Annotated in this window: 26 protein-coding genes; 22 read left to right on the top strand and 4 right to left on the bottom strand. The window is 31.7% G+C overall.

From position 1 onward, the window contains the following. Window positions 1-3 precede the first annotated feature (3 nt). The 10 genes from LBV24_RS15260 to LBV24_RS03990 all read left to right on the top strand — a co-directional run bounded on the left by LBV24_RS15260 (window position 4) and on the right by LBV24_RS03990 (window position 11,346). Window positions 4-1,299 carry an MATE family efflux transporter gene (locus LBV24_RS15260; protein WP_224477313.1) on the top strand — a complete coding sequence of 432 codons (1,296 nt, stop codon included), beginning with the start codon at window positions 4-6 and terminating at the stop codon, window positions 1,297-1,299. Between the two features lie 3 nt (window positions 1,300-1,302). Then, the gene (locus LBV24_RS04030; RefSeq protein ID WP_224477312.1) at window positions 1,303-2,226 is read left to right on the top strand and encodes a sulfotransferase family protein; all 924 of its coding nucleotides are present in this window, start codon (window positions 1,303-1,305) and stop codon (window positions 2,224-2,226) included. Window positions 2,227-2,230: 4 nt separating this feature from the next. Next, window positions 2,231-3,139: a sulfotransferase family protein gene (locus LBV24_RS04025; RefSeq protein ID WP_224477311.1), complete on the top strand. Its 909-nt coding sequence runs from the start codon at window positions 2,231-2,233 to the stop codon at window positions 3,137-3,139. 276 nt (window positions 3,140-3,415) lie between these two features. Then, window positions 3,416-4,546: an O-antigen ligase family protein gene (locus tag LBV24_RS04020; protein ID WP_224477310.1), complete on the top strand. Its 1,131-nt coding sequence runs from the start codon at window positions 3,416-3,418 to the stop codon at window positions 4,544-4,546. Continuing rightward, the gene (locus tag LBV24_RS04015; protein WP_224477309.1) at window positions 4,530-5,339 is read left to right on the top strand and encodes a glycosyltransferase; all 810 of its coding nucleotides are present in this window, start codon (window positions 4,530-4,532) and stop codon (window positions 5,337-5,339) included. Before LBV24_RS04020 ends, LBV24_RS04015 begins: the two co-directional genes overlap by 17 nt. Then, window positions 5,336-6,535, top strand: a complete 1,200-nt coding sequence (locus tag LBV24_RS04010) for an O-antigen ligase family protein (RefSeq protein WP_224477308.1) — start codon at window positions 5,336-5,338, stop codon at window positions 6,533-6,535. The genes LBV24_RS04015 and LBV24_RS04010 overlap by 4 nt, the downstream gene beginning before the upstream one ends. Next, window positions 6,528-7,658, top strand: a complete 1,131-nt coding sequence (locus LBV24_RS04005) for a glycosyltransferase (RefSeq protein WP_224477307.1) — start codon at window positions 6,528-6,530, stop codon at window positions 7,656-7,658. The genes LBV24_RS04010 and LBV24_RS04005 overlap by 8 nt, the downstream gene beginning before the upstream one ends. Before the next feature lie 91 nt (window positions 7,659-7,749). Then, window positions 7,750-9,096, top strand: coding sequence for an undecaprenyl-phosphate glucose phosphotransferase (locus LBV24_RS04000; protein ID WP_224477306.1), 1,347 nt, complete (start codon window positions 7,750-7,752; stop codon window positions 9,094-9,096). A gap of 56 nt (window positions 9,097-9,152) precedes the next feature. Beyond that, window positions 9,153-10,562, top strand: coding sequence for an exopolysaccharide biosynthesis polyprenyl glycosylphosphotransferase (locus LBV24_RS03995; protein ID WP_224477305.1), 1,410 nt, complete (start codon window positions 9,153-9,155; stop codon window positions 10,560-10,562). 10 nt (window positions 10,563-10,572) lie between these two features. Next, window positions 10,573-11,346, top strand: coding sequence for a glycosyltransferase family 2 protein (locus tag LBV24_RS03990; protein ID WP_224477304.1), 774 nt, complete (start codon window positions 10,573-10,575; stop codon window positions 11,344-11,346). On the opposite strand, the gene LBV24_RS03985 is transcribed toward LBV24_RS03990, so the two are convergent. Continuing rightward, entirely contained in the window at window positions 11,336-12,643 is a 1,308-nt protein-coding gene (locus LBV24_RS03985; RefSeq protein WP_224477303.1) for a phenylacetate--CoA ligase family protein, read from the bottom strand. The genes LBV24_RS03990 and LBV24_RS03985 overlap by 11 nt on opposite strands. Window positions 12,644-12,728: 85 nt before the next feature. On the opposite strand from LBV24_RS03985, the gene purD reads away from it, so the two are divergent. Next, on the top strand, window positions 12,729-14,000 hold the full coding sequence (gene purD, locus LBV24_RS03980) for a phosphoribosylamine--glycine ligase (protein WP_224477302.1): 1,272 nt from the start codon (window positions 12,729-12,731) through the stop codon (window positions 13,998-14,000). Here the strand turns inward: purD and LBV24_RS03975 are convergent. Next, window positions 13,995-14,222: a DUF6341 family protein gene (locus LBV24_RS03975; RefSeq protein WP_224477301.1), complete on the bottom strand. Its 228-nt coding sequence runs from the start codon at window positions 14,220-14,222 to the stop codon at window positions 13,995-13,997. The two genes, purD and LBV24_RS03975, sit on opposite strands and share 6 nt — an antisense overlap. A gap of 40 nt (window positions 14,223-14,262) precedes the next feature. On the opposite strand from LBV24_RS03975, the gene LBV24_RS03970 reads away from it, so the two are divergent. Next, on the top strand, window positions 14,263-15,180 hold the full coding sequence (locus tag LBV24_RS03970) for a DUF6427 family protein (RefSeq protein WP_224477300.1): 918 nt from the start codon (window positions 14,263-14,265) through the stop codon (window positions 15,178-15,180). Here the strand turns inward: LBV24_RS03970 and upp are convergent. Further along, window positions 15,169-15,828 (bottom strand): uracil phosphoribosyltransferase, encoded by a 660-nt coding sequence (upp, locus tag LBV24_RS03965; RefSeq protein WP_224477299.1) that lies wholly within the window; start codon window positions 15,826-15,828, stop codon window positions 15,169-15,171. The two genes, LBV24_RS03970 and upp, sit on opposite strands and share 12 nt — an antisense overlap. Window positions 15,829-15,900: 72 nt before the next feature. Between upp and LBV24_RS03960 the strand changes: the two genes are divergently transcribed. Beyond that, the gene (locus LBV24_RS03960) at window positions 15,901-16,509 is read left to right on the top strand and encodes a DUF4254 domain-containing protein (protein ID WP_224477649.1); all 609 of its coding nucleotides are present in this window, start codon (window positions 15,901-15,903) and stop codon (window positions 16,507-16,509) included. Between the two features lie 31 nt (window positions 16,510-16,540). Beyond that, window positions 16,541-17,563, top strand: a complete 1,023-nt coding sequence (locus LBV24_RS03955; RefSeq protein WP_224477298.1) for a glycosyltransferase family 9 protein — start codon at window positions 16,541-16,543, stop codon at window positions 17,561-17,563. On the opposite strand, the gene LBV24_RS03950 is transcribed toward LBV24_RS03955, so the two are convergent. Next, the gene (locus LBV24_RS03950; RefSeq protein WP_224477297.1) at window positions 17,564-18,622 is read right to left on the bottom strand and encodes a ferredoxin--NADP reductase; all 1,059 of its coding nucleotides are present in this window, start codon (window positions 18,620-18,622) and stop codon (window positions 17,564-17,566) included. It lies immediately after the preceding gene. Between the two features lie 105 nt (window positions 18,623-18,727). Here LBV24_RS03950 and LBV24_RS03945 point away from each other — a divergent pair, with 105 nt between their 5' ends. The 8 genes from LBV24_RS03945 to atpE all read left to right on the top strand — a co-directional run bounded on the left by LBV24_RS03945 (window position 18,728) and on the right by atpE (window position 26,257). Then, entirely contained in the window at window positions 18,728-20,206 is a 1,479-nt protein-coding gene (locus tag LBV24_RS03945) for a DUF5687 family protein (protein ID WP_224477296.1), read from the top strand. A 14-nt stretch (window positions 20,207-20,220) separates the two neighbouring features. Continuing rightward, window positions 20,221-20,943, top strand: a complete 723-nt coding sequence (locus LBV24_RS03940) for an ABC transporter ATP-binding protein (protein WP_224477295.1) — start codon at window positions 20,221-20,223, stop codon at window positions 20,941-20,943. Between the two features lie 185 nt (window positions 20,944-21,128). Further along, window positions 21,129-23,729, top strand: a complete 2,601-nt coding sequence (porW, locus tag LBV24_RS03935; RefSeq protein WP_224477294.1) for a type IX secretion system periplasmic lipoprotein PorW/SprE — start codon at window positions 21,129-21,131, stop codon at window positions 23,727-23,729. A 12-nt stretch (window positions 23,730-23,741) separates the two neighbouring features. Then, the gene (locus tag LBV24_RS03930; protein WP_114301937.1) at window positions 23,742-24,179 is read left to right on the top strand and encodes a bactofilin family protein; all 438 of its coding nucleotides are present in this window, start codon (window positions 23,742-23,744) and stop codon (window positions 24,177-24,179) included. Beyond that, complete coding sequence (locus LBV24_RS03925; RefSeq protein WP_224477293.1) at window positions 24,127-24,372, top strand: AtpZ/AtpI family protein; 246 nt, start codon at window positions 24,127-24,129, stop codon at window positions 24,370-24,372. Before LBV24_RS03930 ends, LBV24_RS03925 begins: the two co-directional genes overlap by 53 nt. Window positions 24,373-24,386: 14 nt before the next feature. Continuing rightward, entirely contained in the window at window positions 24,387-24,782 is a 396-nt protein-coding gene (locus tag LBV24_RS03920; RefSeq protein ID WP_224477292.1) for a hypothetical protein, read from the top strand. Window positions 24,783-24,928: 146 nt separating this feature from the next. Beyond that, window positions 24,929-26,032: a F0F1 ATP synthase subunit A gene (gene atpB, locus LBV24_RS03915; RefSeq protein WP_224477291.1), complete on the top strand. Its 1,104-nt coding sequence runs from the start codon at window positions 24,929-24,931 to the stop codon at window positions 26,030-26,032. A gap of 15 nt (window positions 26,033-26,047) precedes the next feature. Further along, the gene (gene atpE, locus LBV24_RS03910) at window positions 26,048-26,257 is read left to right on the top strand and encodes an ATP synthase F0 subunit C (RefSeq protein WP_181855271.1); all 210 of its coding nucleotides are present in this window, start codon (window positions 26,048-26,050) and stop codon (window positions 26,255-26,257) included. Window positions 26,258-26,270 lie beyond the last annotated feature (13 nt).

Genomic DNA, 26,270 nt, shown 5'->3' with positions numbered 1-26,270 from the left:
TAAGTGTTAAAAGAGCTTTTAAACAAGAAAGAAGGCTTAATAAATAGTAGCTTAAAAGTTCTCTTTACAAGAGTTTTAGGAATAGTGATTTTCTTTGGCCTTTCATTATTCTTAACTAACAATTTTACCCCAGAAAGTGTCGGACGATATGATTTTGCTAGATCAATTTTATTAGTGGTTGGAGGAATTTGCTTGCTTGGGACCAACCAATCAATTATTTATTATTCAGGTTACTTTAAAGCAAATAATTCTATAGCCTCCCTAAGAGGAGTCTACATTAAAATGGTAACAATAATAATTATTGTTGCGGCCTTTTTTTTGATGCTGAAAACTTTAATTAAAGATGATTTTTTTAATACCTTTTTTGATAAACCCGATGCTTCAGAAATCATTTTTAAAGTAATTGTAACTCTATTTATTTATTCATGGGCAATGTTGAATGTGGATATGATTAGGGCTATGGGTAAGACCTTATTATCTGAGTTTTACCGTAATATTTTACGATATCTTCCTTTTTTCATTGTTGTCCTTATTTTAGCCTCAAAAGACATGAAGGGCCTTTTAATTGAAGCTTATTTGATTAGCTTTTCAGTTTTATGGTTAGTGACTTTACTTTATATTATAATAAATATTCCGAAAAGTAAGACTAATCATGGCGAAACCCCAACAACATTTAAAAGTATTCTTTTTAAGTCTTACCCAATGGCAATAAGTGCCATTTCTTTTTTTATGCTCCAAAGTATTGATATTATTTTATTGGGAAGATTTGAGGTATATGATAAAGTTGCATATTATTCGGTAGCAGTAAAACTTGCAACGATTACTACACTCTCATTGATATCTGTTAATATAGTTATTGCTCCAAAAATAGCAGAATTGCACACCATGAAAGATTTAAACAACCTACAACTGACACTTACTAAAAGCTCGAGAATTATTTTTGGATTAAATTTATTATCTGTTGTAATATTGATATTATTATCAAACTTTATTCTAACTTTATTTGGGGACGAATATGTTGAAGCAAAAAACGCATTAATAATATTGTTAATTGCGCAATTAATCAGTTCTTTGTGCGGTTCTGTAGGCGTGTATATGAACATGACGGGTAAACAGTTAATCTTACAAAGGTTTTTGTTAGTTGCTCTATTTCTAAATATTGTTTTGAATTGGCTGTTAATACCTAAATACAGCTTGGTAGGCGCTGCCTATGCAACGAGTATTAGTATTATGTTTTGGAATGTAGCCGGAGCTTTTTATTTATACAGAAAAGACTCAGTAAAGACATTTTTAAATTAATCTATGAACAAAAGACTTCCTAATTTCATTATCGTTGGATTCCCAAAATGTGGATCTACATCACTTCATTATTATTTAAACGATCACCCTGAAATATTTATGCCAACCCAGAAGGAATTGCATTATTTTACAAATGAAAAATTATCGCAATTAAATGAGGGGCCACAGGATAATAAGGTGAATCAATTTAACATTAGTAGTTTTTCTGAATACCAAAAGAAGTTTAAGAATGTGAAAAACGAAAGGGTAATCGGAGAGGTTTCACCTTCGTATATTAATTATCCGGAATGTATTGATAAAATTAAAGAAAAACTAGGTGATGAAGTAAAGATTATCATTATTGTTCGTGACCCGATAAAGAGAGCGTTTTCAAACTACCTTCATTTGGTTAGAGAATCGCGTGAAAAACAGAGTTTTTATGAAGCCTTAAAACAGGAGGATCAAAGAAAGAAACTCAAGTATTCTGACTTTTGGTATTACTCTTTTAATTCTATGTATTATGATAAAATTAAGGCTTTCAATAATGAATTTAAGGACGTCTTAATAGTAAAAACAGAAGATTTAAATAAAAAAGCGACAGATGTACTTAAAAGTGTTTATGAATTTCTTGAAGTTGATTCAAATTATTTGCCAGGTAATCTTGAAAAAAGATATAACCCGGGTGGGGTTTTTGAAGAAAATCTGATCACAAGGTTTTTCTTTAAACAAAGTAGTTTACGAAGTTTTATAAAAAAAGTCGTGCCCATAACGCCATGGATGAAGCACATTAAACAAAAAATGATTAGTAAATATAAAAAACCCACTCCGTCTATTGATAAAGATTCAGAAGACTATTTGGTAGATCTTTTAAAAGAGCAAGTAATAAAGCTTAACCAGGAATTTCAGATTAATATTGACGACTGGAACCCTAAATTTCAAAAAAATTAATTCAATGATTTCGAACAAGAGCAACCTTCCTAATTTCTTAATTGTTGGTGTAGCAAAATGTGGTACAACTTCTTTGGTTAAGTATCTTGATGAGAATCCAAAAATTTTTATAAGCAAAAACAAAGAACCGAGATACTTAACATATGATATTCTATCAGAACAGGGTTATAAAGGCCCGGGTGACTTTAGACCCAAAAAAATTGCTGTGAAAACAGCTGAATCGTATCGTCAATTATTTAAGGAAGCTGAAGAATTTATAGCAATTGGAGAGGCCAGTACCGATACTATTTATTATTATGAACATACTATAAATAGAATAAAGGATGAGTTTGGAGATCCAAGAATAGTTATCATGCTAAGGGATCCGGTAAAAAGGGCAATCTCAGCATATTCTCATTTAATTAGAGAAGAACGTGAAACCCTATCCTTTGAAGACGGGCTTTTAAAAGAAGAAGAACGGTTAAACAATGGTTATGAATGTATCTGGGGTTATGTTAAAGGAGGTCTATATTATGAACCAGTAAAGGCATTTAAGGAGGCGTTTTCTGAAGTTAAGATATTAATATTTGAAGACTTCGTTAAAAACAGTAAAGAATCAGTTAATGAGGTTCTATCATTTTTGAAGGTAGAACATGCACATGATTTTAGTATGGACAGATTTAATAAATCTGGAAGACCAAAAAACAAATTGATAAATAAATTTTTGACTAGAAAATCCTGGTTAAAGTCTATTTTAAAAAAAATACTAGGTGAAAAGCTTGCATTAAAAGCCAAAGGCAAAGTACAGGAATCGAATCTACAAAAAATACAAATTGACAGACGAGTACAAAACAAGCTATATTTGAACTTTAAGAAGGACATTGAACAATTAGAAAAATACTTGGGTATTAATCTTGAACAATGGAAATATTAAATATTAATGAATTCCTTAACCAAAAGATATAACATTGAAAATTTTATCCTCTCGTTAGTTTTATTGGGCGTTTTTTTTCTGCCCTTTAATTCTTTTAGGGGTCTGGGATTGCTAGGTGAATTTGACAGGGATTCTTGTGTACTGTTTTTTCTTGTGGCCTTTCTCTTTATATTGCTTTCAGGAAGGTTAAAGGTTCCGTATAAAAACAGTTTATTTCAATTATTAATAATATTTCTTTTATGGGCACTCCTTACCGTGGTGCTTAACTCCTTTGATATGTTTTCTTATTATTTTAAGAAAACATCAGGTGTTGTGAGGTTTTTAAGGCAGTATATGGCGCTCATCATATCATCAATAATTCTATTCCTCACCTTTTATAATGCACTGAATCACAAATCTTTACTTAAAATTGTTTTTAGAATTCGCAAAGTGATTTTATATTCCTTAATGATTGTGGTCATATATGGGAGTATTGAATATTTGATAGTTGAATTTAAAGTAGATTCATTAAGAGAAACACTTTATTTATTTAATTATCTACCATTTACGGATGTACTCATAGACCAGAGAACTTATAGAATATCGTCTGTTACTTTTGAACCCCCTGCACTTGCAACATATTTAATAACAGCCAGTGGTTGGATGTTTAGCTATATTATTACTGACAAAGGAATTAAACGGTTTGTTCCAGCTTTATTGGTTGTTTTGTTTTCATTTTTATCTGGTTCTAGAGCTGGGTTTTTTATAATTATTGTTCAAATCTTTATTTTCATTCTTTATATTTTAAAGGACAGAAAATTCAATCGATTATTTGTAAATATATTCTTAACTACAGCTTTTTCATTTGCCTTTGTCGTGGTTTTTTTCGGCAGTACAGCAACTGAGTATGTTTATGATGAATTAAACTCTTTTGAATTAGAAGACAATGTTCACGCAAACTCAAATAAAACTAGATTTGGGATTCAATATGCATTATTTGAGGTTTTTAAAGAAAACCCCATTAGGGGAGTTGGTTTTGGTTTACAGGCTTTTGAATCAAAGGAGAAATACCCAGATTGGGCAACTGAAAACAATTGGGAGTTTAGCTGGAGATATCTCAATGAAGATGAACCAAGTTTCCCGCCAGGCTACAATATGTATTTAAGATTGCTTTCAGAGACAGGAATAATAGGATTGGGCATATTTGTACTATTTCTTGTAAGCATACTATTGTGTTGTTATAATATGACGTTTGTGAGAAAGGGCGATTTCAGGGTTCTAGGATTTATAATTACCATATCTATGGCAGGTTATATATTTAATTGGCTTAAGATGGATACCTTTAGAATTTATGGGTTTTGGCTATGCCTTGCGCTATTAATTGCTTATCAAAAGCAGAAACAAATAAATATTGAAAAAACAAGCTAGTATAATTGTTCTCATACCGCATTATAATAATCCCGAGGGATTAAAGGCGTCTCTATCATCTATTAATGAAAGTGAAGAAAAAGTTGATATTTTAATTGTAGACGACGGAAGCACAAAATCACAATTTAATAAGGAAGAAATTATAGATTGTTATAGGTGTGGAGAGATAAGGTTTTTAGATCTTGATTCCAATGTTGGGATTGAACGAGCTCTTAATTTTGGTCTGAAGGAGATAGAGAAACACAATTACGCTTATATTGGGAGATTGGATTGTGGTGATATTTGTAAGAAAGACAAATTCAAAAAACAGCTTCAATTAATGAATGAAGACCCTAATTTGTACTTGTTGGGCACTTGGGTTAATATAATTGATACAAAAGGCAAACATCTATATCATTTAAAACACCCACAAACCTATAAAGAAATAAAAAAGAAAATGTATCTAAATAGCATGTTTGTGCATCCCACAGTTGTTTTTAGATCTCAACTTATGCAAGAAATAGGTTATTATCCAACACGGTTTGAGGCTGCTGAAGATTATGCATTCTTTTTTAAAGTTATTAACAAATTTAAATCAGAAAACTACCCCGAATTTCTTCTTGATTATGTGATTGACGAAGACTCAATATCATCTTCTAAAAGGAAAATTCAAGTAAAAAGCAGAATAAGAATAATTTTAGACAATTTTTATTTTGGATGGTACCCTGTTTATGGTTTACTGAGAAATGTAAGCTTATTATTTGTATCAAGAAAATTTACAACAAAACTGAAAAAACTATTTTCAAAGAATTGAATTCTTTAAACAAAATATACCAATTTCTTTTCTACGCTCTTGTATTTGTCATTCCTTATGAGGATGATGTAAGGGCTGTTCCAAATCTGTTATTAATTGCGCTAACTATTTTATTACCATTTGCAGAAAAAAAGTTGATTTTCAAAATTCGAAACAATAATATATATCTGTATACATTTTTATTTGTAATTGTCATTGGCCTTACATCATTTATGTCTTCTAGTTTTTCAAATGATATCTATGTTATAAAGAAACTATTATTAATTTTCCCAATTTTAATTCTTTCTATACCAATAAAACAAAAAGAAGGAATGATGATAGCTTTTGTGCTGTCAATAATTCTTGGCAATCTAATATCCTTGCTGGGGCTTGGTATGCATATATTGCAAAGCGGCACATTTGAAATAGCGACAGGTAATGAAATTAACGACATCCTATTTGTTGAAAGATTATATTCGGGTATTTTAAATTGTTTAGGCATTGCTTTTTCATTTAAACTAATGGCATTGAACAATAGGCTAAAAAAAGCCATGATAGCTAACGTGATTTTTAGTTTATTTATGATTTTTCTCGTTGTTTCAAGAATGGCGATGCTATTAAGCTTAATAATTTGTTTTATTAAGATTTTCAGTTTTACTAGTAGAAAAAAAGCTTTAATGCTCACAGGTTTTGGAATTGTAGTATTAACGGTTTTCCTTGTTTTAAATCAAAACTTTTATAAAAGATTCTTGTACAACAGTAATGAGGTGAATTTATTTGAAAAGATAAAAGCATGGGAACCCAGATTTGTAATCTGGAGTTGTGGTTATGAAATTGCTGTTTCGGCTGAAAACAAGTTTTTAATTGGGAATGGATTTCTTCAAACACAACAATCCTTGAATAACTGCTATAATAACTACATTAATAAAAAAAAGAAACTAGATTACTTTTTAAATAGACGTTTTAATTCACATAACCAATATTTAGATTTATTTCTAAGTAAGGGAATAATTGGTTTATCCCTTTTTCTGGGCCTCATTTTTTTATTGTTCAAACAAAATAAAAAGGATTCTGATTTATTAAGCGTTTTGTTGGTATTAGTTTTTTATATGCTAATAGAAAATGTATTTCACAGGCAAATCGGTGTATATTTGACCGGATTAATTATAGTCGTTTTAGGACTTCATAATCGAGAAATTGAAAAGATAAATGAGTAGAATAAAAATAATCCATATACTTCATTCAGTCGGTGGTGTAGATACATCACTAAGAATGATTATAAACAATATTGACCCGTCAAAGTTTGAAAATATCGTAATACACGGAAGAAAGGACAATACGGATTTTTACGACAGGGACAATAATAAAGTAAAAGAATACTTTCTTCCTATTGAAAGAGAAATTAGCTTTATAAAAGATCTTAAATCTATATTTAAAGCCAAAAAAATCATTAAAGCAGAAAAGCCAAGTATAATCCACGCACATAGTGCCAAAGGAGGTGTCATTGGTAATGTACTAGGTTTTTTCTTTAGGTCAATCCCAATTCTTCACACACCTCAGGCCTATTCATTTTTAAGTGCAGAATCTCCATTTAAGCGTAAAATATTTGTATTAATAGAAAGGTTAGTGAAGGGTAAAAATTCATACTTGTTGGCATCTTCAGAATCTGAATTAGAAAGAGGGGTTAAAGAAATAAAGTACACAAAAGACAAAACCTTACTTTTTAACAATTGCATTGAGCCAATAAAGTTAAACCCAGAGTTTAAAAATTTATCGAGTTATAACCTTCCAGATAACTTTATTTGTACCGTAGGACGCCCCTCTTATCAAAAGAATATAGAAATGATGATTGAGTCATTGAAACTTGTAAGAGATCAAATACCCAATATTCACTTGGTAATTATGGGGATTGGGGTGGTTAGTCCAAATACTGAAAATGTTAAAGCGTTAATTAAAAAATATGGACTAGAAAAAAACACAACATTGATTAATTGGACTGAACGTGAACGAATTTTCCACATCGTATCAAAGGCGAAATTTTACCTTTCTACAGCGAGGTACGAAGGTTTACCATATGCAATAATTGAAGCTTTGTCACTTTCTAAAGCAATTATTGCAACAAATTGTGACGGCAATAAAGATTTAGTTATAGAAAACTATAACGGATATTTAGTTAATGAAAATGATCATGTGAATTTTGCTGAAAAAATCATTTCTCTATACGAGTCCAAGGAAAACAGAACAACCTTTGAAAAAAACTCATATCAATTGTTCAATGACAGCTTCAATTTAAATAAAAATATCACAAATTTGGAAGGCATATATCATCAGTTAGCATAATAATATCAAATTGACTGTTATATGACTGTTTCTGTATAAGTTTTTTAATATATTAAACTATCTTTACGCATTCTAAAATTAGAATAAAAGAATGATTTATAACAAGCGCTATTCTAGATGGATAAGACCAGCGTTGTTTATCCTAGATTTAATAGTAATCCTAGTATTATCTTATGTTTTTTTAACTAAAAATTGGTTAGACCTGTTGTTTTTTGGTTCGTTCTGGGTGTTTTTGTTTTTTTTCTTTTCTTATTCCCAAGTTTACAGGTTCAGCAAAATTATCAATATCTTATTCCTGTTATCAAAACAGATTTCAGTATTTGTTCTGCTAATTTTCGCATTTTATTATGTAACTGATTCAAAAGTTAGTTTTCAGCAAATTTTCTTATTCTACATTGCAATACTATTCTTGTTTAATTTGTGGAGAACAATTCTTCACCATTTCTTCAGAAAATACAGGATTGTGACAGGAGGTGAGTTTAATAGGGTTGTTATATTAGGAAAAAACAAATCTACAGAAAGATTAAAAGACCTCTTTAATAATGAGCCTAGCTATGGCTACAAGTTTATTGGGTTTTTTACAGATAAAAATGATTCTGATAAATTAGGAGGTATTTCTGAAAGCATTACATTTATTGAACAAAACTATATTGACGAAATATATTGCTCTATAAAAGAACTAACAAACGAACAAGTTTCTAAGCTTATTTACTTTGCTGACAACAACCTAAAAACACTTAAGTTCATACCTGACGATAAATATATTTTTTCTAAAAAGCTAAGGTTTGAGAATTATGATATAATACCAATTCTTTCATTAAGTGAAATCCCTTTAAAATCGAATATAAATAGATATGCCAAGAGGTTGTTTGATGTTATATTTTCTTTGTTCGTTATCATATTTTTACTTTCATGGTTTACCCCAATTTTAGCAATTATAATTAGACTGGAGTCTAAAGGGCCAATTTTTTTCAAGCAATTGAGACATGGGGCAGATTTTAATTTATTCGCTTGTTATAAATTCCGGTCTATGATGGCAAATAAAGAATCTGACACAAAGCAGGCCTCTAAGAATGATATGAGGGTTACAAAAGTTGGAAAATTTATTAGAAGGACGAGTATTGATGAGCTTCCACAATTTTTTAATGTATTATTCGGTAGTATGTCTGTTGTTGGACCAAGACCAATGTTATTAAGTCATACGAATGATTATAAAAACAAGATAAATAAGTTTATGGTAAGGCATACCATTAAACCAGGAATTACAGGATTAGCGCAAGTTAGTGGGTATAGAGGCAATATCGAAACAGATATGGATATGCAAAATCGAATTAAGTATGACATATTTTATGTTGAAAATTGGTCTTGGGCTCTAGATCTAAAAATTATCATAAGAACAGTATTAAACGTTCTTGAAGGAGAAGAAAAAGCATATTAATAATTTAAAGAGGAGCAGAATTTACACCTCTCAGATAAAGTAAACTAATTGTCTAAATGGAGTTTATACGTGGGCGTTTTTCATGGATTCTAAGACCCGTATTAATAATTTATGATCTTTTAGTTGTTAATGTGGCCGCGTATTTACTACTTAATTTAAACAACCAAGGGCTATACTTTTTCGAGTCGGATTTTTTAAACAATAAGAATTTACTTTTTCTAGTCTATTCAATTACGTTGTGGTTGCTCTCATCGTATTTGTTAAAATTTTATAAGGTATATAGATATACTTCTTTACTAAAATTATTGTCATTGATTATAAAGCAATTTATTGCTTTTGCAATAATTGTTTTTGCTTTTGTTGGGGTATTCAGGAGTGTGGATATAGAGGCATTTGTAACTCTAAAATATTTACTACATGTTTTTTTGTTTATAGGGGCTATTAAGCTTTTAAGTTATTATACCCTTAAATCAATTAGAGTTTATTTTAAAGGTAATCTCAGAAATATTATGGTAATTGGTAGTGGGGAGTCAGTTGTGGAATTAAAAAAAATATTTACAAAACAAAAGGAACTGGGCTATAATATAATTGGGGTTTTTAATAATTCAGGTGGGGAAGAATCTAAAGGAAATATAAATGACAGTTTTAATTTTTTAGAAAACAATGACTATGTAGATGAAATTTATTGTGCAATAGACGAACTAAGTGAAAAAGAGATTAATGAATATGTTAGATTAGCTAATCTGAAACATTGTAATATCAAGTTTATACCCAATACAAATAAGCTCTTTACCAAAAGGTTAAAAACAGACTATTATAATTACATTCCGGTCTTAACAATACAAGGTGTTGCATTAAATGATGACATAAATAAGGCAATAAAAAGACTATTTGATATTATTTTTTCGCTACTTGTTATTGTTCTTGTTCTTTCTTGGTTATCTGTAATCTTATTTATTTTAATAAAATTAGAATCAAAAGGCCCTTTATACTATAAACATCAACGAACAGGTATAAATTATAGAGTCTTTAATTGTTATAAATACAGATCAATGAAAATTACTGAAGAGATTGAGGGCACTTATGTTAAAGAAAGTGATTCAAGAGTAACAAAGATTGGTAAATTTCTGAGAAAAACCAGTTTGGACGAATTGCCTCAGTTTATTAATGTATTTTTAGGGGATATGAGTGTAGTGGGCCCTAGACCTCACATGCTGTCATATACGGAGAACTATTCTAAAAAAATCAACAAATACAATTTCATTTTTAGACACAATGTTAAACCAGGCATTACCGGATTAGCACAAATAAAGGGTTATAGAGGAGAAATCAAGTTAGATAAAGATATTGTTAATAGAATCAAATATGATATTTTCTATATTGAGAACTGGACTTTATTATTAGACATCAAAATAATTATTCAAACAATCCTCAATATTATAAAAGGCGATGAAAAGGCTTATTAAGAAGGTATAAATGGATCAGCTTGTCTCAATAGTGACTCCAATATTTAATAAGGAGAAGGTCATTGAAGAAACCATTCAAAGTGTTTTAAATCAAACCTACACTAATTGGGAGCTGTTATTGGTAAACGACGCTTCGTCTGATAATAGTTCTAATCTTGTCAAAAAGTTTGTGGAGCAAGACGAGCGAATTAAATATTCTGAATTTTCTTCAAATAAGGGCGCGGCTGAAGCAAGAAACTATGGGTCTAAAATGGCAAAAGGGGAATATATTGCTTTTTTAGATGCAGATGATTTATGGCACAAAACCAAACTAGAAATTCAAATACAGGCATTAAACGAGAAAAATATAGACGTATGTTTTGGTAGTTATGAGATGGTAGATTCAAAAAGCAATCCTCTAAATATTAAAGTCCACACATTACCAGTTTTAACTTATAATAAGCTACTCAAAGCTAATTACATTGGTAATCTTACAGGTATCTATAACTGTAAAAACCTAGGTAAAATTTACACTAAGGATTTAAAAAAAAGACAAGATTGGTTATTGTGGATTGAAGCTTTAAAAAGAAGTCAAAAACCGGCTCATGGTATTTCAGAGACTATCGCGTATTATAGAAAATCAGACAATTCGCTTTCGTCGAATAAAGTGAATTTAATAAAACATAATTTTAATGTTTACAGAAAAGGCTTGAGATTCAATTTTGTAAAATCATGTTTTTATTTATTGTTGTTTTTCTATGAGCACTTCTTTGTAAAATCTAGACTGATTAAATCTATAGCTTAGATGAGAATTGTTTTAATTTCCCTGCTTTTGAGCGTAGAAGCTTACTGACCTTTTCAAAATCAACAATAAGCCCAGGTTCTAAATAACGTTCAATTTCGTTTTTTATATTTTCTTTTTGATTTTTTGTAAGTTCAATTTTACTCAGATATTTTATGATAAAATGGTCTGTTGTTAATTGTTCAATGATAAACTCTATAACATTACCATCATTCTCAATTACACTTTTTGTGACATAGTAAAATGTTAATCCGGCAGCTTTTTTACCACTAGGTAAAATTACAATGTCGTTAGTTCTACCAGTAAGTTTTTCTAAGACGGGTTGCCTTTCTGTACTTTGTTGTGACAAAGATCCTATATCACCAATATCATATCTAATAAAAGGATGTGCCTTATTATAAAATGAAGTAATTACTACGCGACCATCTTTTCCGTGAGGCACTAAATTTCCATCTGCATCAACTATTTCAACTAGAATTGTTTCGGTATTAACAACCCAATCACCTTTTGGGTTTTCAAATGCAATCAAATCAAGCTCGGATGCGCCATATTCGTTTACCACAGGAATTCCAAATTGAGCTTCCATTAAAGTTTTATCTATATCAAACAACATTTCAGACGTAACAATACAAACCTTTAAACTAGGGCATATATCTGTTAATACAATCTCCTTTCTCTTTAAAAATTTTGCAAATTGAACAATAGGGCTAGTATAACCATTAATAAACTCAAATGAAGTTGATTTAAACTTTTTAAGTGTATTCTCGAATGAATTATCGCTTAAATCAAAAATCGAGAATCGATATCGATTGCTAAAAAAATCTTTTACACGCTCTTTATAATATCCCCTCTTATCTAATGGAATCCCATAAAACCTTGCTTGTTTTGACTTATTAAAATCAATGTTGTACCAAGAGAACCTATCTATTATCTCAGCCCAAGTCATGGCATGACACCATTTGTCTTTCGCAAAAATGAATGGGTCTCCAGAACTTCCGGATGTTTTATTAAGATATACATTTTTAGGAGTATAACCTTGAGATAGTCTTTTCTCAATAGGTTGTTGCAAATGACGCTTCGTCATAATTGGCACAGTTGCCCAATCTTCAATATTGATATCCCTTCCAAATACCTTATAAAACGAATTATGCTCTAAATGATGTTTTAGGATTTCCCGTTTTTTGATATCGACATAAGTTTTAAAGTCGCTGTCTGATTTTTTTTGAATTTCAGCCAAAACCTTTTTGGCTTTGTCAATTTCAAAACCATTTAATTTCAGAGAAATATCAAATAATCTCAAATGTCCTTCAGGTGTTTAAGGTTTATGTAAATTAATTGTTTTTTAATCTTAAAACCAATTATTTTTGCCCAAACAAAATTTCAGCATGAATATTTTAGTACTTGGTTCGGGAGGAAGAGAGCATACATTCGCATGGAAAATAGCTCAAAGTGATCATTGCGACAATTTATTTGTTGCACCTGGCAATTCAGGAACATCCACTGTGGCTACAAATTTGAATATTGGAGTTACAGATTTTGAAGCCATTAAGGATGAGGTGCTAAAGCACGATGTGAAATTGGTAGTAGTTGGCCCTGAAGATCCATTAGTGCATGGCGTTCACGATTTCTTTATAAATGATGCACAATTGAAGCATGTTAGTGTTATTGGGCCACAAAAAGCGGCTGCTGAATTAGAGGGTAGTAAAGAATTTGCTAAGGAATTTATGATGAGGCATAATATACCCACGGCAGCATATGAGAGTTTCACAAAGGATAATGTAGAAGATGGATATAAATTTCTAGAAACATTAAATCCTCCATACGTTTTAAAAGCAGATGGTTTAGCTGCTGGCAAAGGTGTATTAATTCTTGATGATTTGGATGAGGCCAAATTAGAATTAAAGCAAATGCTTGTGGATGCTAAATTTGGTGATGCAAGCACCAAAGTTGTTATAGAAGAATTTCTTGACGGAATAGAACTGAGTTGTTTTGTGCTTACTGATGGTAAAGATTATAAAATACTACCAACTGCAAAGGATTATAAACGCATTGGCGAAGGAGATACAGGTTTAAACACTGGCGGAATGGGCGCAATTTCACCAGTACCATTTGCTACAGAAGACTTTCTCAAAAAGATTGAAGATAGGATTGTAAAACCAACTGTTGATGGGCTTGCAAAAGATAAATTACCTTACAAAGGATTTATATTTATTGGATTGATAAAAGTTGGAGATGAACCTAAAGTAATTGAGTATAATGTCAGAATGGGTGATCCGGAGACAGAAGTTGTTTTGCCAAGGTTAAAGACAGATTTGGTTAAGATATTCGACGCGATTTCAAAGCAAACCCTTTCAGATATTGAATTAGATATTGATGAAAGAGCGGCAACAACTGTAATGTTAGTATCCGGTGGATATCCTGAAGCCTACGAAAAAGGTAAAGAAATTTTTGGTCTAGAAAATGTAAAAGACTCATTAGTCTTTCATGCAGGTGCAAAAGAATCGGATGGTAAAATAGTAACTTCAGGTGGTCGGGTTATGGCAGTAACTTCATTTGGAAATACGTATCAAGACGCCGTAAAAAAATCTTACCAAAGCATAAAAAAATTATGTTTTGATAAGATGAATTATCGTAAGGATATTGGATTCGATTTATAAATAAGAGTGCGCAGTTACACTTTTATCTTCCTCGTTATTACTATTGTATTTAGCTAATTGCATCATCCAATACACAAAAGCAACTAAGCCAATAATTGAAAATATCCAAGAAATTATATTCGCAGAGAACCAGCTTTCTAGTTCTAATGCTCTTAACGCATCAAATGGAGCAAATAGTACATTGACAAATAAATCTTCTATTCCGTAAAAGAAATCCTTCATAACTTTTTAAATTTACGAAGCAAAAATACAAAAAGAGTTAATGATTACAAGTGTTTTTAATAAATCTAAGCCTATAAATTTTATTCTAGTCCTAGTATTCGTAATAACGGTTTTTGTGATTGCAAATTTTAACACTCTTTTTAATTTCACAGAGAGCATTTTAAAAATACTATCTAAATTACTTCTGATTGTTTTTTTAGTTTTTTTAGTGGATTTCATTGTTTCTAAAAACAACCTCACACAGAGAAATAGTTATGCTATTATGGCTTTTGGGATCTTACTTGCATTGTTCCCAAACATATTAAACAATATGGATTTACTACTTGCTAACCTTTTTATTGTTTTTGCTTTGAGAAGAATAATTAGTTTAAGCTCAAAGAAAAGTATTAAAAAGAAATTATTTGATGCGTCATTCTGGATAGCACTTGCTACACTTTTTTATTTCTGGGCAATATTGTTTTTTGCAATTATTATTGTAGCGTTAATTTATTATTCTCAAAATGACTTAAAGAATATTATCATCCCATTTGTTGGCATAGCCACTGTCGCTATGTTTTTATCGATGTACAATATCATATTATACGATGTGTTTATAAGACCATCAAATTTTGAACGCTTCGCGAGTTTAGATTATACGGCATACAATAGTAGTGAGTACATTTTGAAGCTAACTGTTTTGTTTACTTCTTTTGTTTGGACAGTTATTTACTATTTTAGGTCATTATCTGAGAAGAATAAAAAAAACAGACCATCCTTCTATCTCATTGCTTGGGCTTCGATAATTGCAATCTTAATAAGTATAATTTCACCCACTAAAAATGGTAGCGAATTTATTTTCTTGTTGGCACCGTTTTCAATTATTTTAGGTAATTACATTGAGGCCATATCAGAAAAGTGGTTTAAGGAAGTTTTTGTTGGTGCTTTAATAGCTACACCAATAATTGGTTTAATTCTGTAATTTACTGCCAAAGGCCAAATCACCTGCATCACCTAAACCAGGTATGATATATCCTTTTTCATTTAGATCTTCATCTATAGACGCAATCCAAAGATGAATATCGTTATCCACTTTGCTATCAACATAAGCCACTCCATCTTTAGCACCAATCACGCTTATTATATGAGTTTCCTTTGGTGTCCCAAAAGGTTTAAGAGCTTCTAAAGTGGCATAAATTGATTGACCTGTGGCTAACATGGGATCTGCAACTAACAATGTTTTACCCTCTAAGTCTGGGCAAGTTAAATATTCAATAATGATTTCAAAATCATGAGTAACGTCGTTGTGTTTTCTATAAGCTGAAATAAAAGCATTTTCTGCATTATCAAAATAATTCAACAACCCACTGTGAAGTGGTAATCCCGCTCTCAAAATAGAGCAAATGACAATGTCGTTTGAGTATAAATATTCTTTTGAAATTCCCAGAGGGGTTTCTGTTTTTTGAGGAGAAAAGTTTAAAACTTTGCTTAATTCATAGGCTAGTATTTCTCCAATACGCTCAATATTTCTCCTAAACCTCATACTGTCCTTTTGGATATTTTTATCTCTTATTTCAGACATGAAAGTATTTAACAATGAAGGGGTTTCGGAGAGATTGTGTATTTGCATTTTAAGACTGTTTCAGTAATGGCTAAGTTAATAATTCAAACTATATTTGCATATCCAAATATTAGTACAGATATGTTTTCAGATAAAGCTAATGCTATTTTTAAAGATGTAATTAAAACTTACAAGGTTTTAAACACTGTAGACCAGCCATTTACTAACAAATATGATAGAAATGAAGATTTAATTTCACACCTATTATATAGAAAAAGTTGGATTGATACCGTGCAATGGGCATATGAAGATATCATTAGAGATCCGAATATAGATCCTGTTTCCGCATTAGAATTAAAACGAAAAATTGATGCATCTAACCAGGATAGAACCGATACTGTTGAGTATATTGATAGTTACTTCTTGGAAAAGTTTAATGATGTTGAAGTAAAGCCATATGCTAAAATAAATTCTGAAAGTCCTGCGTGGGCCATAGACAGGTTATCGATTCTTGCATTAAAAATTTATCACATGCATTTAGAAACTATTAGAGAAGATGCGAGTGAGGCACACAAGGAGGCTTGTGAGAAAAAATTAAATGTTTTGTTAGAACAAAGAGTCGATTTGAGTAAGGCCATTGACGATTTACTTACAGACATTGCCAACGGAGATAAGTACATGAAAGTTTACAAGCAAATGAAAATGTACAATGACGATGAGCTTAATCCTGTTTTAAGAGGCCAGAAATAATATCTCGACTACAACTGCATGTAATACAAATATGCCAAAACCAGAACACATAATTCTTATAAGGTTTTCGGCTATGGGAGATGTAGCTATGACTGTTCCAGTTCTTAGGGCTCTCACTGAAAAATATCCACAGTTAAAAGTTACAGTCTTAACCAGAGGTTTTTTTAAACCTCTATTTGAAGGGCTAAATAATGTTGAAGTTTTTTCCGCTGATTTAAAAGTGCGTCACAAGGGCCTTTTGGGGTTATATAAATTATCTAAAGAGTTAAAGCTACTAGGTTTTGATGCAGTTGCTGATTTACACAATGTATTACGCAGTAAAATCCTTAAGTTCTTTTTTGCTGGTAAAAAAGTTGAACAAATAGATAAAGGCAGGGCTGAAAAGAAAGCATTAATAGCTGGCAAAATATTTAAACAGATAAAAACTACACACCAGAGATATGCTGATGTGTTTGAAAAGTTAGGTTATCCAATTGATTTAGCTAAGCCAAAGTTTCCCTCGAAACGAATAATACCAAAGGAAATTTCAGAACAGGTAAGGCAAGATTATTCAATGGTTGGAATTGCACCTTTTGCAGCACACAAGGGTAAAATGTATCCTTTGGATAAAATGGAGAAAGTCATAGAACAACTTTCCAAGCAAAATCAAGTTTTTTTATTTGGAGGAGGGAAAAATGAAATTCAAATACTAAATGAGATATCTGCTAAATATGAAAATGTTGTTTCTGTTGCTGGGAAATTATCATTTATGGAGGAGCTCAATTTAATATCTAATTTAGATGTGATGCTTTCTATGGATTCAGGAAATGCACATTTGGCTGCGATGTTTGGTATTAAGGTTATAACCATTTGGGGAGTTACACATCCATTTGCTGGTTTTGCTTCATTTAATCAGTCAGAATCTAACATGTTGCTGGCTGATAGAGAACAGTATTCTTTAATACCAACTTCAATATATGGGAATAAATATCCAAAGGAATATGAGGATTGTTCAGGGAGTGTATCTGTAAAAAAAGTAGTCGAAAAGGTAATGTCTACAATTTCGAATACTTAACTAAACATCGTCATAGTCAACAACAACAGAATCAGAAGTTGGATGTGCTTGACAAGTTAAAACCAAACCTTCAGCTACTTCATTATCGGTTAAAATATTGTTCTGTCTCATTTCGGTTTGGCCTTCTGTAACTCTGGCTATACAACTACTACATATACCACCTTGGCATGAATAAGGTGCATCAATATCCTTTTTTAAAGTTGCTTCGAGAATAGTTTGATTTTTAGACATTTCAAATTCAAACTCCTCTTCATCGACAATTACTTTTATTTTAGAATTACCGTCAGATACAGAAACAGTTGATTTTTCATTCGACTCAACAGGCACAGTAAACAATTCAAATAGGATGTCATTTTCTTTAATGTTATTTTCCAAAAGAACATCTTTAACACTTTGTATCATTTGTTCAGGACCACATAAGTAGAACTTTTCAATTGTGACGTCTTTATATTTATTTTTTAAAATAAGGTTAACTGTACTTTTTTCTATACGGCCAAAAAGAGCGTCTTCTTCCTGAGTTTGACTATAGATAAAGTGAACATGAAATCGATTTCCGTATGTTTCCTTAAGTTGTATTAGGTCATTAGAAAACATGGCATCACTTAAAGATTTATTCCCGTAAACTAAAATTAAATTGCTAAATGGCTCATCTTCTAAAAGTGTTTTTGCAATACTTAAAATAGGTGTTATACCACTTCCAGCAGCAAAGGCCACAATAGTTCTTGTTTTAGCATTATTTGCTTCAAACACAAAACGACCATTTGGTTCTGCAACATCAATAACATCTCCAGCATTTAATTCATTATTAGCGTAGACCGAAAATGAACCACCTTCAACTGATTTAACCGCAACAGTTAATTTTCCGCTATTTTTAGAAGAACATATTGAATAATCTCTTCTAATTTCTTCACCGTTAATCTTAGCACGAAGTGTAATATATTGGCCTGCTTCAAAAATAAAGTTGTCTTTTAAGTCTTCAGGCACATCGAATGTAATAGCCACGGACTTATCAGTAACTTTATTTATAGATTCAATTTTTAATGGATGGAATTGTGACATTGCAATAATTTTTTGCAAAAATAATGAAGCCTAACATTAAAGTAATCTTTGTTTGTAACAAATTAACAATTAAGTTTACTAATAGAAAAAACTAACCAAACAGCTATGATTAAGCATTTTATTAATTTAGAGTGGAAACAATATTTTCGCTCCTCCTATTGGCAAAAGAGCTTAGGGCTTAATATACTTCTAGTATTTTTTGCACTATACTTTATAGTTGTCTTTTTAATTCTAGGCTTTGGGCTTTTGCCTATCCTCAAGAAAGTATTTCCTGATCAAGATCCATTTGTTGTTGCCAATGGATTTATTTTTTTTTGGATAATGATTGATCTATTGATGCGGTTCTTCTTACAAAAACTGCCAGTAATGAGTGTAAAACCGTTATTAACACTGCCCATTAAAAGGTCAACTGTGGTTCATTATGTTTTAGGGAAGTCTGCCTTATCGTTTTTTAATTTCTTGCCATTATTCGCCATAATACCATTCAGTATTATGCTAATCGTTAATGATTACTGCACATCAACTGCATTAACATGGATGTTTACAATGATAATTGTAGTGTTAATCGGTAATTTTTTAAACTTTATTATTGAAGCATTTTCTGCAGAACTAGAATTTTCGTTTCTACCATTAATAATTTTTGTTGGCACATTATATGGTTTAGATGCTTTTGGAATTGTTTCTATGACATCCTTATTAGGAGATGCGTTCTTAGGTATAGCTAATAACCCAATTTTTATTTTAGTTCCAATAGCAATACTTGCTCTTTGTTATTCTTTTAACTTTAAACTTCTGAAGGACAAATTGTTTTTAGATAGTTCCTTGAAATCCAAAATTACTGAAGTAAAAGCAGCAGATTTATCTTGGACAAAACGCTTTGGTGATATAGCTCCATTTATGCAATTAGATCTCAAACTTATATGGAGAAATAAGAGAACAAAATCATCGGTATGGATTATGCTCATTGGTCTGCTCTATGGTTTATTTTTCTACCCACAGCCTATGTATAGAGACATGGTATGGTTATTTCCGTTTATTGGAATCTTTGTAACAGGTATTTTCCTAATAAATTTCGGTCAATTTATACCAGCTTGGGATAGTGGTTATTACAAAATGTTAATGAGTCAAAACATTAAGTACGAGCAATATTTGAGATCAAAATTCATACTAATGGTTTTAAGTGTAGCGATAATATTTGTACTGAGTATTCCTTATGTATACTTTGGTTGGAAAATTCTAGTTGCTCATTTTGCAGCGGCCATATACAATATAGGAGTTAACTCACACATTATGTTATATGGCGGTTCATTTAATAGAAAGAAAATAGACCTCAATCAAAGAGCAGCATTTAATTATCAAGGCACTGGTGCCGTACAGTGGATAATCGGATTACCACTTATGATATTACCAATGATAATTTTTGCTATACTAAATTGGCTCATTGGATTTGAAACAGGTATAATAGCACTAATTCTCTTAGGTATAGCAGGTATTGTTTTTCATAAAAAATTAATGAGAATTATTACTAAACGCTACCTAGATTCAAAATATAAAATGATTAACGCTTTTAGTCAAGATAATTAATACAAAGACTACCCATGATATATACAAAAGACATTTCAAAAGCATATAATGGAACTACGGTTCTTAAAATTGATGAGCTCAATATTCCAAAAGGCCAAAGTTTTGGTTTAGTTGGAAATAATGGAGCAGGTAAAACCACATATTTTAGCTTATTGTTAGATTTAATAAAACCTACAACAGGCAGTATATCAAATGGAGAAATAATTGTAGACCAAAGCGAGGACTGGAAACCTTACACTTCGTCCTTTATTGATGAGAGTTTTTTAATAGGCTATTTAACACCGGAGGAATATTTCTATTTTATTGGTGATTTGCGAGGCCAAAATAAAGCAGACATTGATGCTTTAACGTCAAAATTTGAAGATTTCTTTAATGGAGAAATTATAGGCAAGAAAAAATACTTAAGAGACTTAAGTAAGGGTAACCAGAAGAAAGCCGGTATAGTTGCTGCCTTAATTGGAAATCCTGAAGTTATAATATTAGACGAACCCTTTGCAAATTTAGATCCAACGACTCAAATCCGTTTAAAACAGATTCTCAAAGATTTGGCTGAAAAACAAGGAGTTACCGTATTGATATCTAGTCATGATCTAATGCATGTTACAGATGTATGCGAGCGTATCGTTGTATTAGAAAAGGGTGAGATTATTAAAGACTTAGAAACTAATCCAGCAACATTAAAAGAACTTGAAGCTCATTTTGCTGGCAACCTTGAACCTGTCCAAGAGGAAGAGTAGAATTTAATTATAAACAATTAAGAAACTCATATCATTTTAATGTTGTGAGTTTTTTAGTTATAGCGGGTTCCTAGTTCTGAAAAACCTATATAAAACCCCATAAATTCAAAAAGATGTTTATTTTTACCAAATAGCACACTAAACACCCAAGATTTTAGTTATCTATTAATCAAATAGAATAAACGTTGAAGACCTATATAAAAATCTTTCTACCTCTTATTTGTATTGCGATAATTACCCAAAGTTGTTCTCGTAAGAAAGACACGTTTATCAACAGGAACTTTCATGCATTAGGCACAAAATACAATGTGCTTTACAACGGTAATCTTGCCTTAGATCGTGGGATCGAAACGGTTAATGACGCATATTCGGAGAATTTCTGGGAACTACTTCCTGTTGAACGAATGAGTATAGAGGATGATATATTTCTTCCGGGTCAAACAAAAAATGCAGATTTTGAAAGAGCAGAAGAAAAGGCTATAAAAGCAGTTCAAGTTCATGGAATGAACATAGAAGGCAAGGAGAAGAACCCGCAAATTGATGAGGCTTACCTTTTATTAGGTAAAGCTCGTTATTATGATCAGCGTTTCGTTCCGGCACTTGCAGCCTTTAATAATATCCTAAATAAATATCCAACTAGCGATAAAATTAATCAAGTAAAGATTTGGAGAGAAAAGGCAGACATGCGCTTAGACAATAATGAAATTGCTATTAAAAAACTTAAGCGATTATTAGAGGAAGAACAACTTGAGGATCAAGATTTAGCAGACGCTACCGCAACTCTCTCGCAGGCTTATATCAACACCAAATCTAAGGATAGCGCCATGGCTCAGCTAGAAATTGCTGCAGAAAACACTAAGATTAAAAGAGAAAGAGCGCGCTATCTTTTTATTAAAGGACAATTATATAATGAATTTGGCAAAAAGGATAGTGCCAATATGGAGTTTGACAAAATTATTGAAATGCATCGTCAGGTTCCTCGAGCATTTTATATAAATGCGCATTTAGAAAAGTCTAAGAATTTTGACGAGCTAAATGGAGATATAGTAGCGTTTCAGGAGTATTTAATGGAGTTAGAAGAAAACCGTGAAAATCGTCCTTTTTTAGACAAGATTTATCATAGGATAGCTGAGTTTCATCGTGGTAATATGTCCGACAGTTTAGCTGAAGCTTATTATAACAAGTCTCTGAGGAAAACAACCACAGATCAGTATTTAAAAGCACTAAACTACGAGACCTTAGGCAATATGTATTTTGATAAAAACAGCTATAAAACGGCTGGAGCTTATTATGATAGTACCATGGCGGCCATGGAACCAAAGACCAAGGAGTTTAGGATATTAAAACGCAAACGCGAAAACCTTGATGATGTAATTTATTATGAAGGAATTGCTGAGGTAAATGATAGTATTCTGAAAATGGTAAGTTTACCTGAGGAAGATCAAATAGCATTTTATGCTGAATATATTGAAATACTTAAGGTCAAAGCTGAAGAGGAAGAAAAATTAAAAAAAGAGCAGTCTCAAAGGCAATCTAATTCTGGTAATATTCAGATTGCAGATAATAAAATAAATAACCGACTAGGTTCTAATAAAAACCCTGGCGGAATACCTGGAAGTATTGGTGGAAATAAGAGCAGTTTTTATTTCTACAACCCAACCACAGTTGCTTATGGAAAGAATGAATTTCTAAAACTTTGGGGAGATAGACAATTACAAGATAATTGGAGATTATCAGATCAACGCAAAAGAATAAGCAATACAGAGCAAAGTGAAGTCGTTGCTTCAGAAGATAAGGACAATACTCTGTCACCAGATTTTTACATTGCTCAATTACCAACTGAACAAAAAGAAATAGATAGTATAGCCAAAGAAAGAAATTACGCGTATTATCAATTGGGTGTTATTTATAAAGAAAAATTCAAGGAGTTGGGTCTTGCAAAATCCAGATATGAGACATTATTAAAAAACGAGCCAGAAGAACGCTTAATATTGCCATCTAAATATAATTTGTTCCGCATTTATGAAGAACTTGGCTTAAATCGCAAGGCAGAGGCAATGAAGAAGGATATTGTAGAAAACTATCCCGATTCTAGATATGCTGAAATCTTGTTAAACCCTCAACTTGAATTAGCTAAGGACGAGAATAGCCCAGAAGCAATTTACACGAATTTGTACAATAAGTTTAATGAGCAAAAATATGCAGAGGTAATTGCTGAGGCAGATGAGAACATAAGAAAATTTGAAGGGGATGATTTCGTTCCTAAATTTGAAATACTGAAGGCGTCAGCAAGGGGAAGGCTATTCGGTTTTGAAGCATACAAGGAAGCCATCAATTTTATTGCATTGACTTATGCAAATACAGAGGAGGGTAAAAAAGCACAAGAGATTATGGATAATGCCATACCTTCCCTAGCTAAAAAAGATTTTATTGCAGACGACGCCTCTAAAAACTTCAACGTAATCTATCAATTTAATAAGGATTCTGGAGAAGATATAGATAATTTTATTAAAGTTCTAAACGAGGAAGTTGCCAAAGTAAAATATTTTGACCTTACAACCTCCAGAGACGTGTATGACGAAAACACTACTTTTGTTGTAGTGCACGGTTTAAAAAGTATTTCTGGAGCTCGTGGCTTTGCAGAATTGCTTAAAACAGAAGAAAAGGATAAAAGAGGAAGACCAATCCCTCCAAAAATTACCAAACCATTCTTTCCTATTTCATCGCCAAATTATGCTATTATTCAACGACATAAAAACTTAGAAACTTATTTAGAACAACAATAAACGCATACAATTATGTTTTCTTCAGAAGCTAAGAAATCTAAAAAACATATAACTATGGAAACAAACACACAACAGAATATTATAGCGCATGGGACTAAGATTGTGGGAGATATAACTAGTCAAGGTCCTTTTAGAATTGATGGTACAGTTGATGGAAATGTAAAAACATCCGGAAAGGTTGTTGTTGGAAAATCCGGATATGTTAAGGGTACCTTACAGGGAGAAAATGCTGATTTTGAAGGGAAATTTTCTGGCAAACTTGTTTTATCAGGAACACTGTCCTTAAAATCAACAGCACATATAGAAGGTGAAGTACACACTAGCAAACTTGCTGTAGAACCAGGAGCAACATTTAATGCAACATGTAGCATGAAAGGTACAGTAAAAGCACTTACAAATGAGCCTATCAAACAACAACAAACAAGTCAAAGACCAGAAAAACAGGCTTAATTCTTACGCAAGATTATCTGGTTTGGTCATACAGATGATGGCTATAATTGGTGTTGGAACATTTGCTGGAATTAAATTAGATGAAGCATATCCAAACGAAAAAAACCTGTATACCTTAGGCTTAACATTGGCAGGAGTTATTTTATCTATTGTTTATGTAATAAGGCGTATTATTGCATCTTCAAAAGAATAACAGTTTAATATATCATGGGAGAGTTTAAGAAAAGACAAGGCGTGTTCTTACTTCAATTAATTGGTGTGACTGCAGTATTATTTGCTGTACACAGTTATTTACTCTATCATTTTGCTAAGGATATCATTTTCTTTTTTCCTGTTTGGCAGATTTACGCCTTCCATGTATTTATTACATTGATACTTTATTCCGTAATAAACTATAGATTTTCATCTGGGAAAAAAGATATTTTTAATTTGTTTATGGTAATGACATTTTTAAAAATGTTTTTGGCTATTCTTTTTTTATTGCCATTATTACTTTCAAGTTTTGAAAATAAGCAACCAGATGTTTTCAACTTTTTCATTCCATATTTTTTATATCTATTCTTTGAAGTTTTTGCATTAACGAGATTCCTGCAAAAGCCTTAAATTTTCTTTTTTCACCCTTAAGGCAAACCAATAGATTTTATAGACAAAAAACTTTACAAATTAAGGGTGAAATAATGTTTGTCAATTCATATAATGTGTGTACATTTGCAGCGAATTTAAAACAAGGTATTTTAAAGCCGTAAAGAATGACATTAAGCACCTTTAAACGTTTAGCACTAACCGTTCTGTTTTTATCAGTGAGTTTAGTTGGTTTTGCTAGAGACTCTAAAGAAGGAGGAGACGACGAAAAATTCGACCCAAAAGAAATGATTTTGCATCACGTAAAGGATGCTTACGGAATGCACATCGCAACCCTTAACCAAGGTAAGGAGAATGAATTTCATATTACAATTCCTCTTCCTGTCATTGTTTATACAGACAAAGGATTAACAACTTTTTCATCATCTGCGTTTCACCACGATTACCATGGTCATGAGATAGTAGAAAGAAACGGGCAGCGTTTCGTAAATGTTCATGAGAAAGTGTATGTCCTGGACGAAGGCGCCTCAGAAGTGACTTTTGATGCAGAGGGTCATCCTACAAATGCTCATAGGCCAAAATTCGATCTATCAATTACAAGAAATGTTTTTATGATGTGGGTATCAATAGCTGTATTGTTATTGATTTTCCTTTCAGCCGCACGCAGATATAAAAAATCTGATGAATATGTACCATCTGGTATCGCAAGTTTTGTTGAGCCTCTTATTGTTTTCGTAAGAGACGAGATAGCAAAGCCAATGATTGGAGAGCATAAGTACAAAAAATACATGCCATATTTGTTGACCATATTTTTCTTTATATGGATCAATAATATTTTTGGATTGATTCCAATACTTAATGGTGCGAATGTAAGTGGTAATATCGCATTTACATTTACCTTGGCAGCTATCACTTTTATAATTACAACATTTAGTGGTAACAAGCATTATTGGCAACACATTTTCTGGATGCCAGGCGTACCTGTACCAATGAAAATATTTTTAATGCCTATAGAGATTATAGGAATGTTTGTAAAACCAATATCACTAATGATTCGTTTGTTTGCAAACATCACAGCGGGCCACGTTATTATCTTGGCATTAATGTCTTTAATCTTTGTATTTAAGACTGAGGCTATGGCACCAGTGTCTGTAGCATTTTCATTATTTATAACTGTTATTGAAATTGTTGTTACAGCAATACAAGCATATATATTTACAATCTTGTCAGCCTTATATTTTGGTATGGCAACAGAAGAAGCACATCATTAATTTAAATTTTATATTATGACTATTACAGGAATTGCAGCGATTGGAGCTGGATTAGCAGCTATTGGAGCTGGTATGGGTATCGGAAGAATTGGTGGGTCAGCTATGGAAGCTATGGCACGTCAACCTGAGATGCACGGAAAGATTCAAACTTCTGCATTAATTTTAGCAGCCTTCGTAGAAGCGGTAGCACTATTTGGTGTTGTTGTTGCTTTCTTACAAGGGTAAAAAGTAAAATACA

Source organism: Winogradskyella vincentii (genome assembly GCF_020166345.1).
GTDB classification, from domain to species: Bacteria; Bacteroidota; Bacteroidia; order Flavobacteriales; family Flavobacteriaceae; genus Winogradskyella; species Winogradskyella vincentii.
The sequence above is the reverse complement of the archived record's forward strand: the minus strand, read 5'-3'. Positions and strand labels throughout refer to the sequence as shown.

What these genes read in the sequence shown, in the direction of transcription:
- LBV24_RS03955 (WP_224477298.1), top strand. Translation starts at nt 16,541, where the DNA reads ATGCCAAAACCAGAACACATAATTCTTATAAGGTTTTCGGCTATGGGA.
- purD (WP_224477302.1), top strand. Translation starts at nt 12,729, where the DNA reads ATGAATATTTTAGTACTTGGTTCGGGAGGAAGAGAGCATACATTCGCA.
- LBV24_RS03995 (WP_224477305.1), top strand. Translation starts at nt 9,153, where the DNA reads ATGGAGTTTATACGTGGGCGTTTTTCATGGATTCTAAGACCCGTATTA.
- atpB (WP_224477291.1), top strand. Translation starts at nt 24,929, where the DNA reads ATGACATTAAGCACCTTTAAACGTTTAGCACTAACCGTTCTGTTTTTA.
- atpE (WP_181855271.1), top strand. Translation starts at nt 26,048, where the DNA reads ATGACTATTACAGGAATTGCAGCGATTGGAGCTGGATTAGCAGCTATT.
- LBV24_RS03925 (WP_224477293.1), top strand. Translation starts at nt 24,127, where the DNA reads ATGAGCCTATCAAACAACAACAAACAAGTCAAAGACCAGAAAAACAGG.
- LBV24_RS03960 (WP_224477649.1), top strand. Translation starts at nt 15,901, where the DNA reads ATGTTTTCAGATAAAGCTAATGCTATTTTTAAAGATGTAATTAAAACT.
- LBV24_RS04030 (WP_224477312.1), top strand. Translation starts at nt 1,303, where the DNA reads ATGAACAAAAGACTTCCTAATTTCATTATCGTTGGATTCCCAAAATGT.
- LBV24_RS04020 (WP_224477310.1), top strand. Translation starts at nt 3,416, where the DNA reads ATGTTTTCTTATTATTTTAAGAAAACATCAGGTGTTGTGAGGTTTTTA.
- LBV24_RS03990 (WP_224477304.1), top strand. Translation starts at nt 10,573, where the DNA reads ATGGATCAGCTTGTCTCAATAGTGACTCCAATATTTAATAAGGAGAAG.
- LBV24_RS03950 (WP_224477297.1), bottom strand. Translation starts at nt 18,622, where the DNA reads ATGTCACAATTCCATCCATTAAAAATTGAATCTATAAATAAAGTTACT.
- LBV24_RS03930 (WP_114301937.1), top strand. Translation starts at nt 23,742, where the DNA reads ATGTTTTCTTCAGAAGCTAAGAAATCTAAAAAACATATAACTATGGAA.
- LBV24_RS04025 (WP_224477311.1), top strand. Translation starts at nt 2,231, where the DNA reads ATGATTTCGAACAAGAGCAACCTTCCTAATTTCTTAATTGTTGGTGTA.
- LBV24_RS03940 (WP_224477295.1), top strand. Translation starts at nt 20,221, where the DNA reads ATGATATATACAAAAGACATTTCAAAAGCATATAATGGAACTACGGTT.
- LBV24_RS04000 (WP_224477306.1), top strand. Translation starts at nt 7,750, where the DNA reads ATGATTTATAACAAGCGCTATTCTAGATGGATAAGACCAGCGTTGTTT.
- upp (WP_224477299.1), bottom strand. Translation starts at nt 15,828, where the DNA reads ATGCAAATACACAATCTCTCCGAAACCCCTTCATTGTTAAATACTTTC.
- LBV24_RS03920 (WP_224477292.1), top strand. Translation starts at nt 24,387, where the DNA reads ATGGGAGAGTTTAAGAAAAGACAAGGCGTGTTCTTACTTCAATTAATT.
- LBV24_RS03970 (WP_224477300.1), top strand. Translation starts at nt 14,263, where the DNA reads ATGATTACAAGTGTTTTTAATAAATCTAAGCCTATAAATTTTATTCTA.
- LBV24_RS03945 (WP_224477296.1), top strand. Translation starts at nt 18,728, where the DNA reads ATGATTAAGCATTTTATTAATTTAGAGTGGAAACAATATTTTCGCTCC.
- LBV24_RS04005 (WP_224477307.1), top strand. Translation starts at nt 6,528, where the DNA reads ATGAGTAGAATAAAAATAATCCATATACTTCATTCAGTCGGTGGTGTA.
- LBV24_RS03975 (WP_224477301.1), bottom strand. Translation starts at nt 14,222, where the DNA reads ATGAAGGATTTCTTTTACGGAATAGAAGATTTATTTGTCAATGTACTA.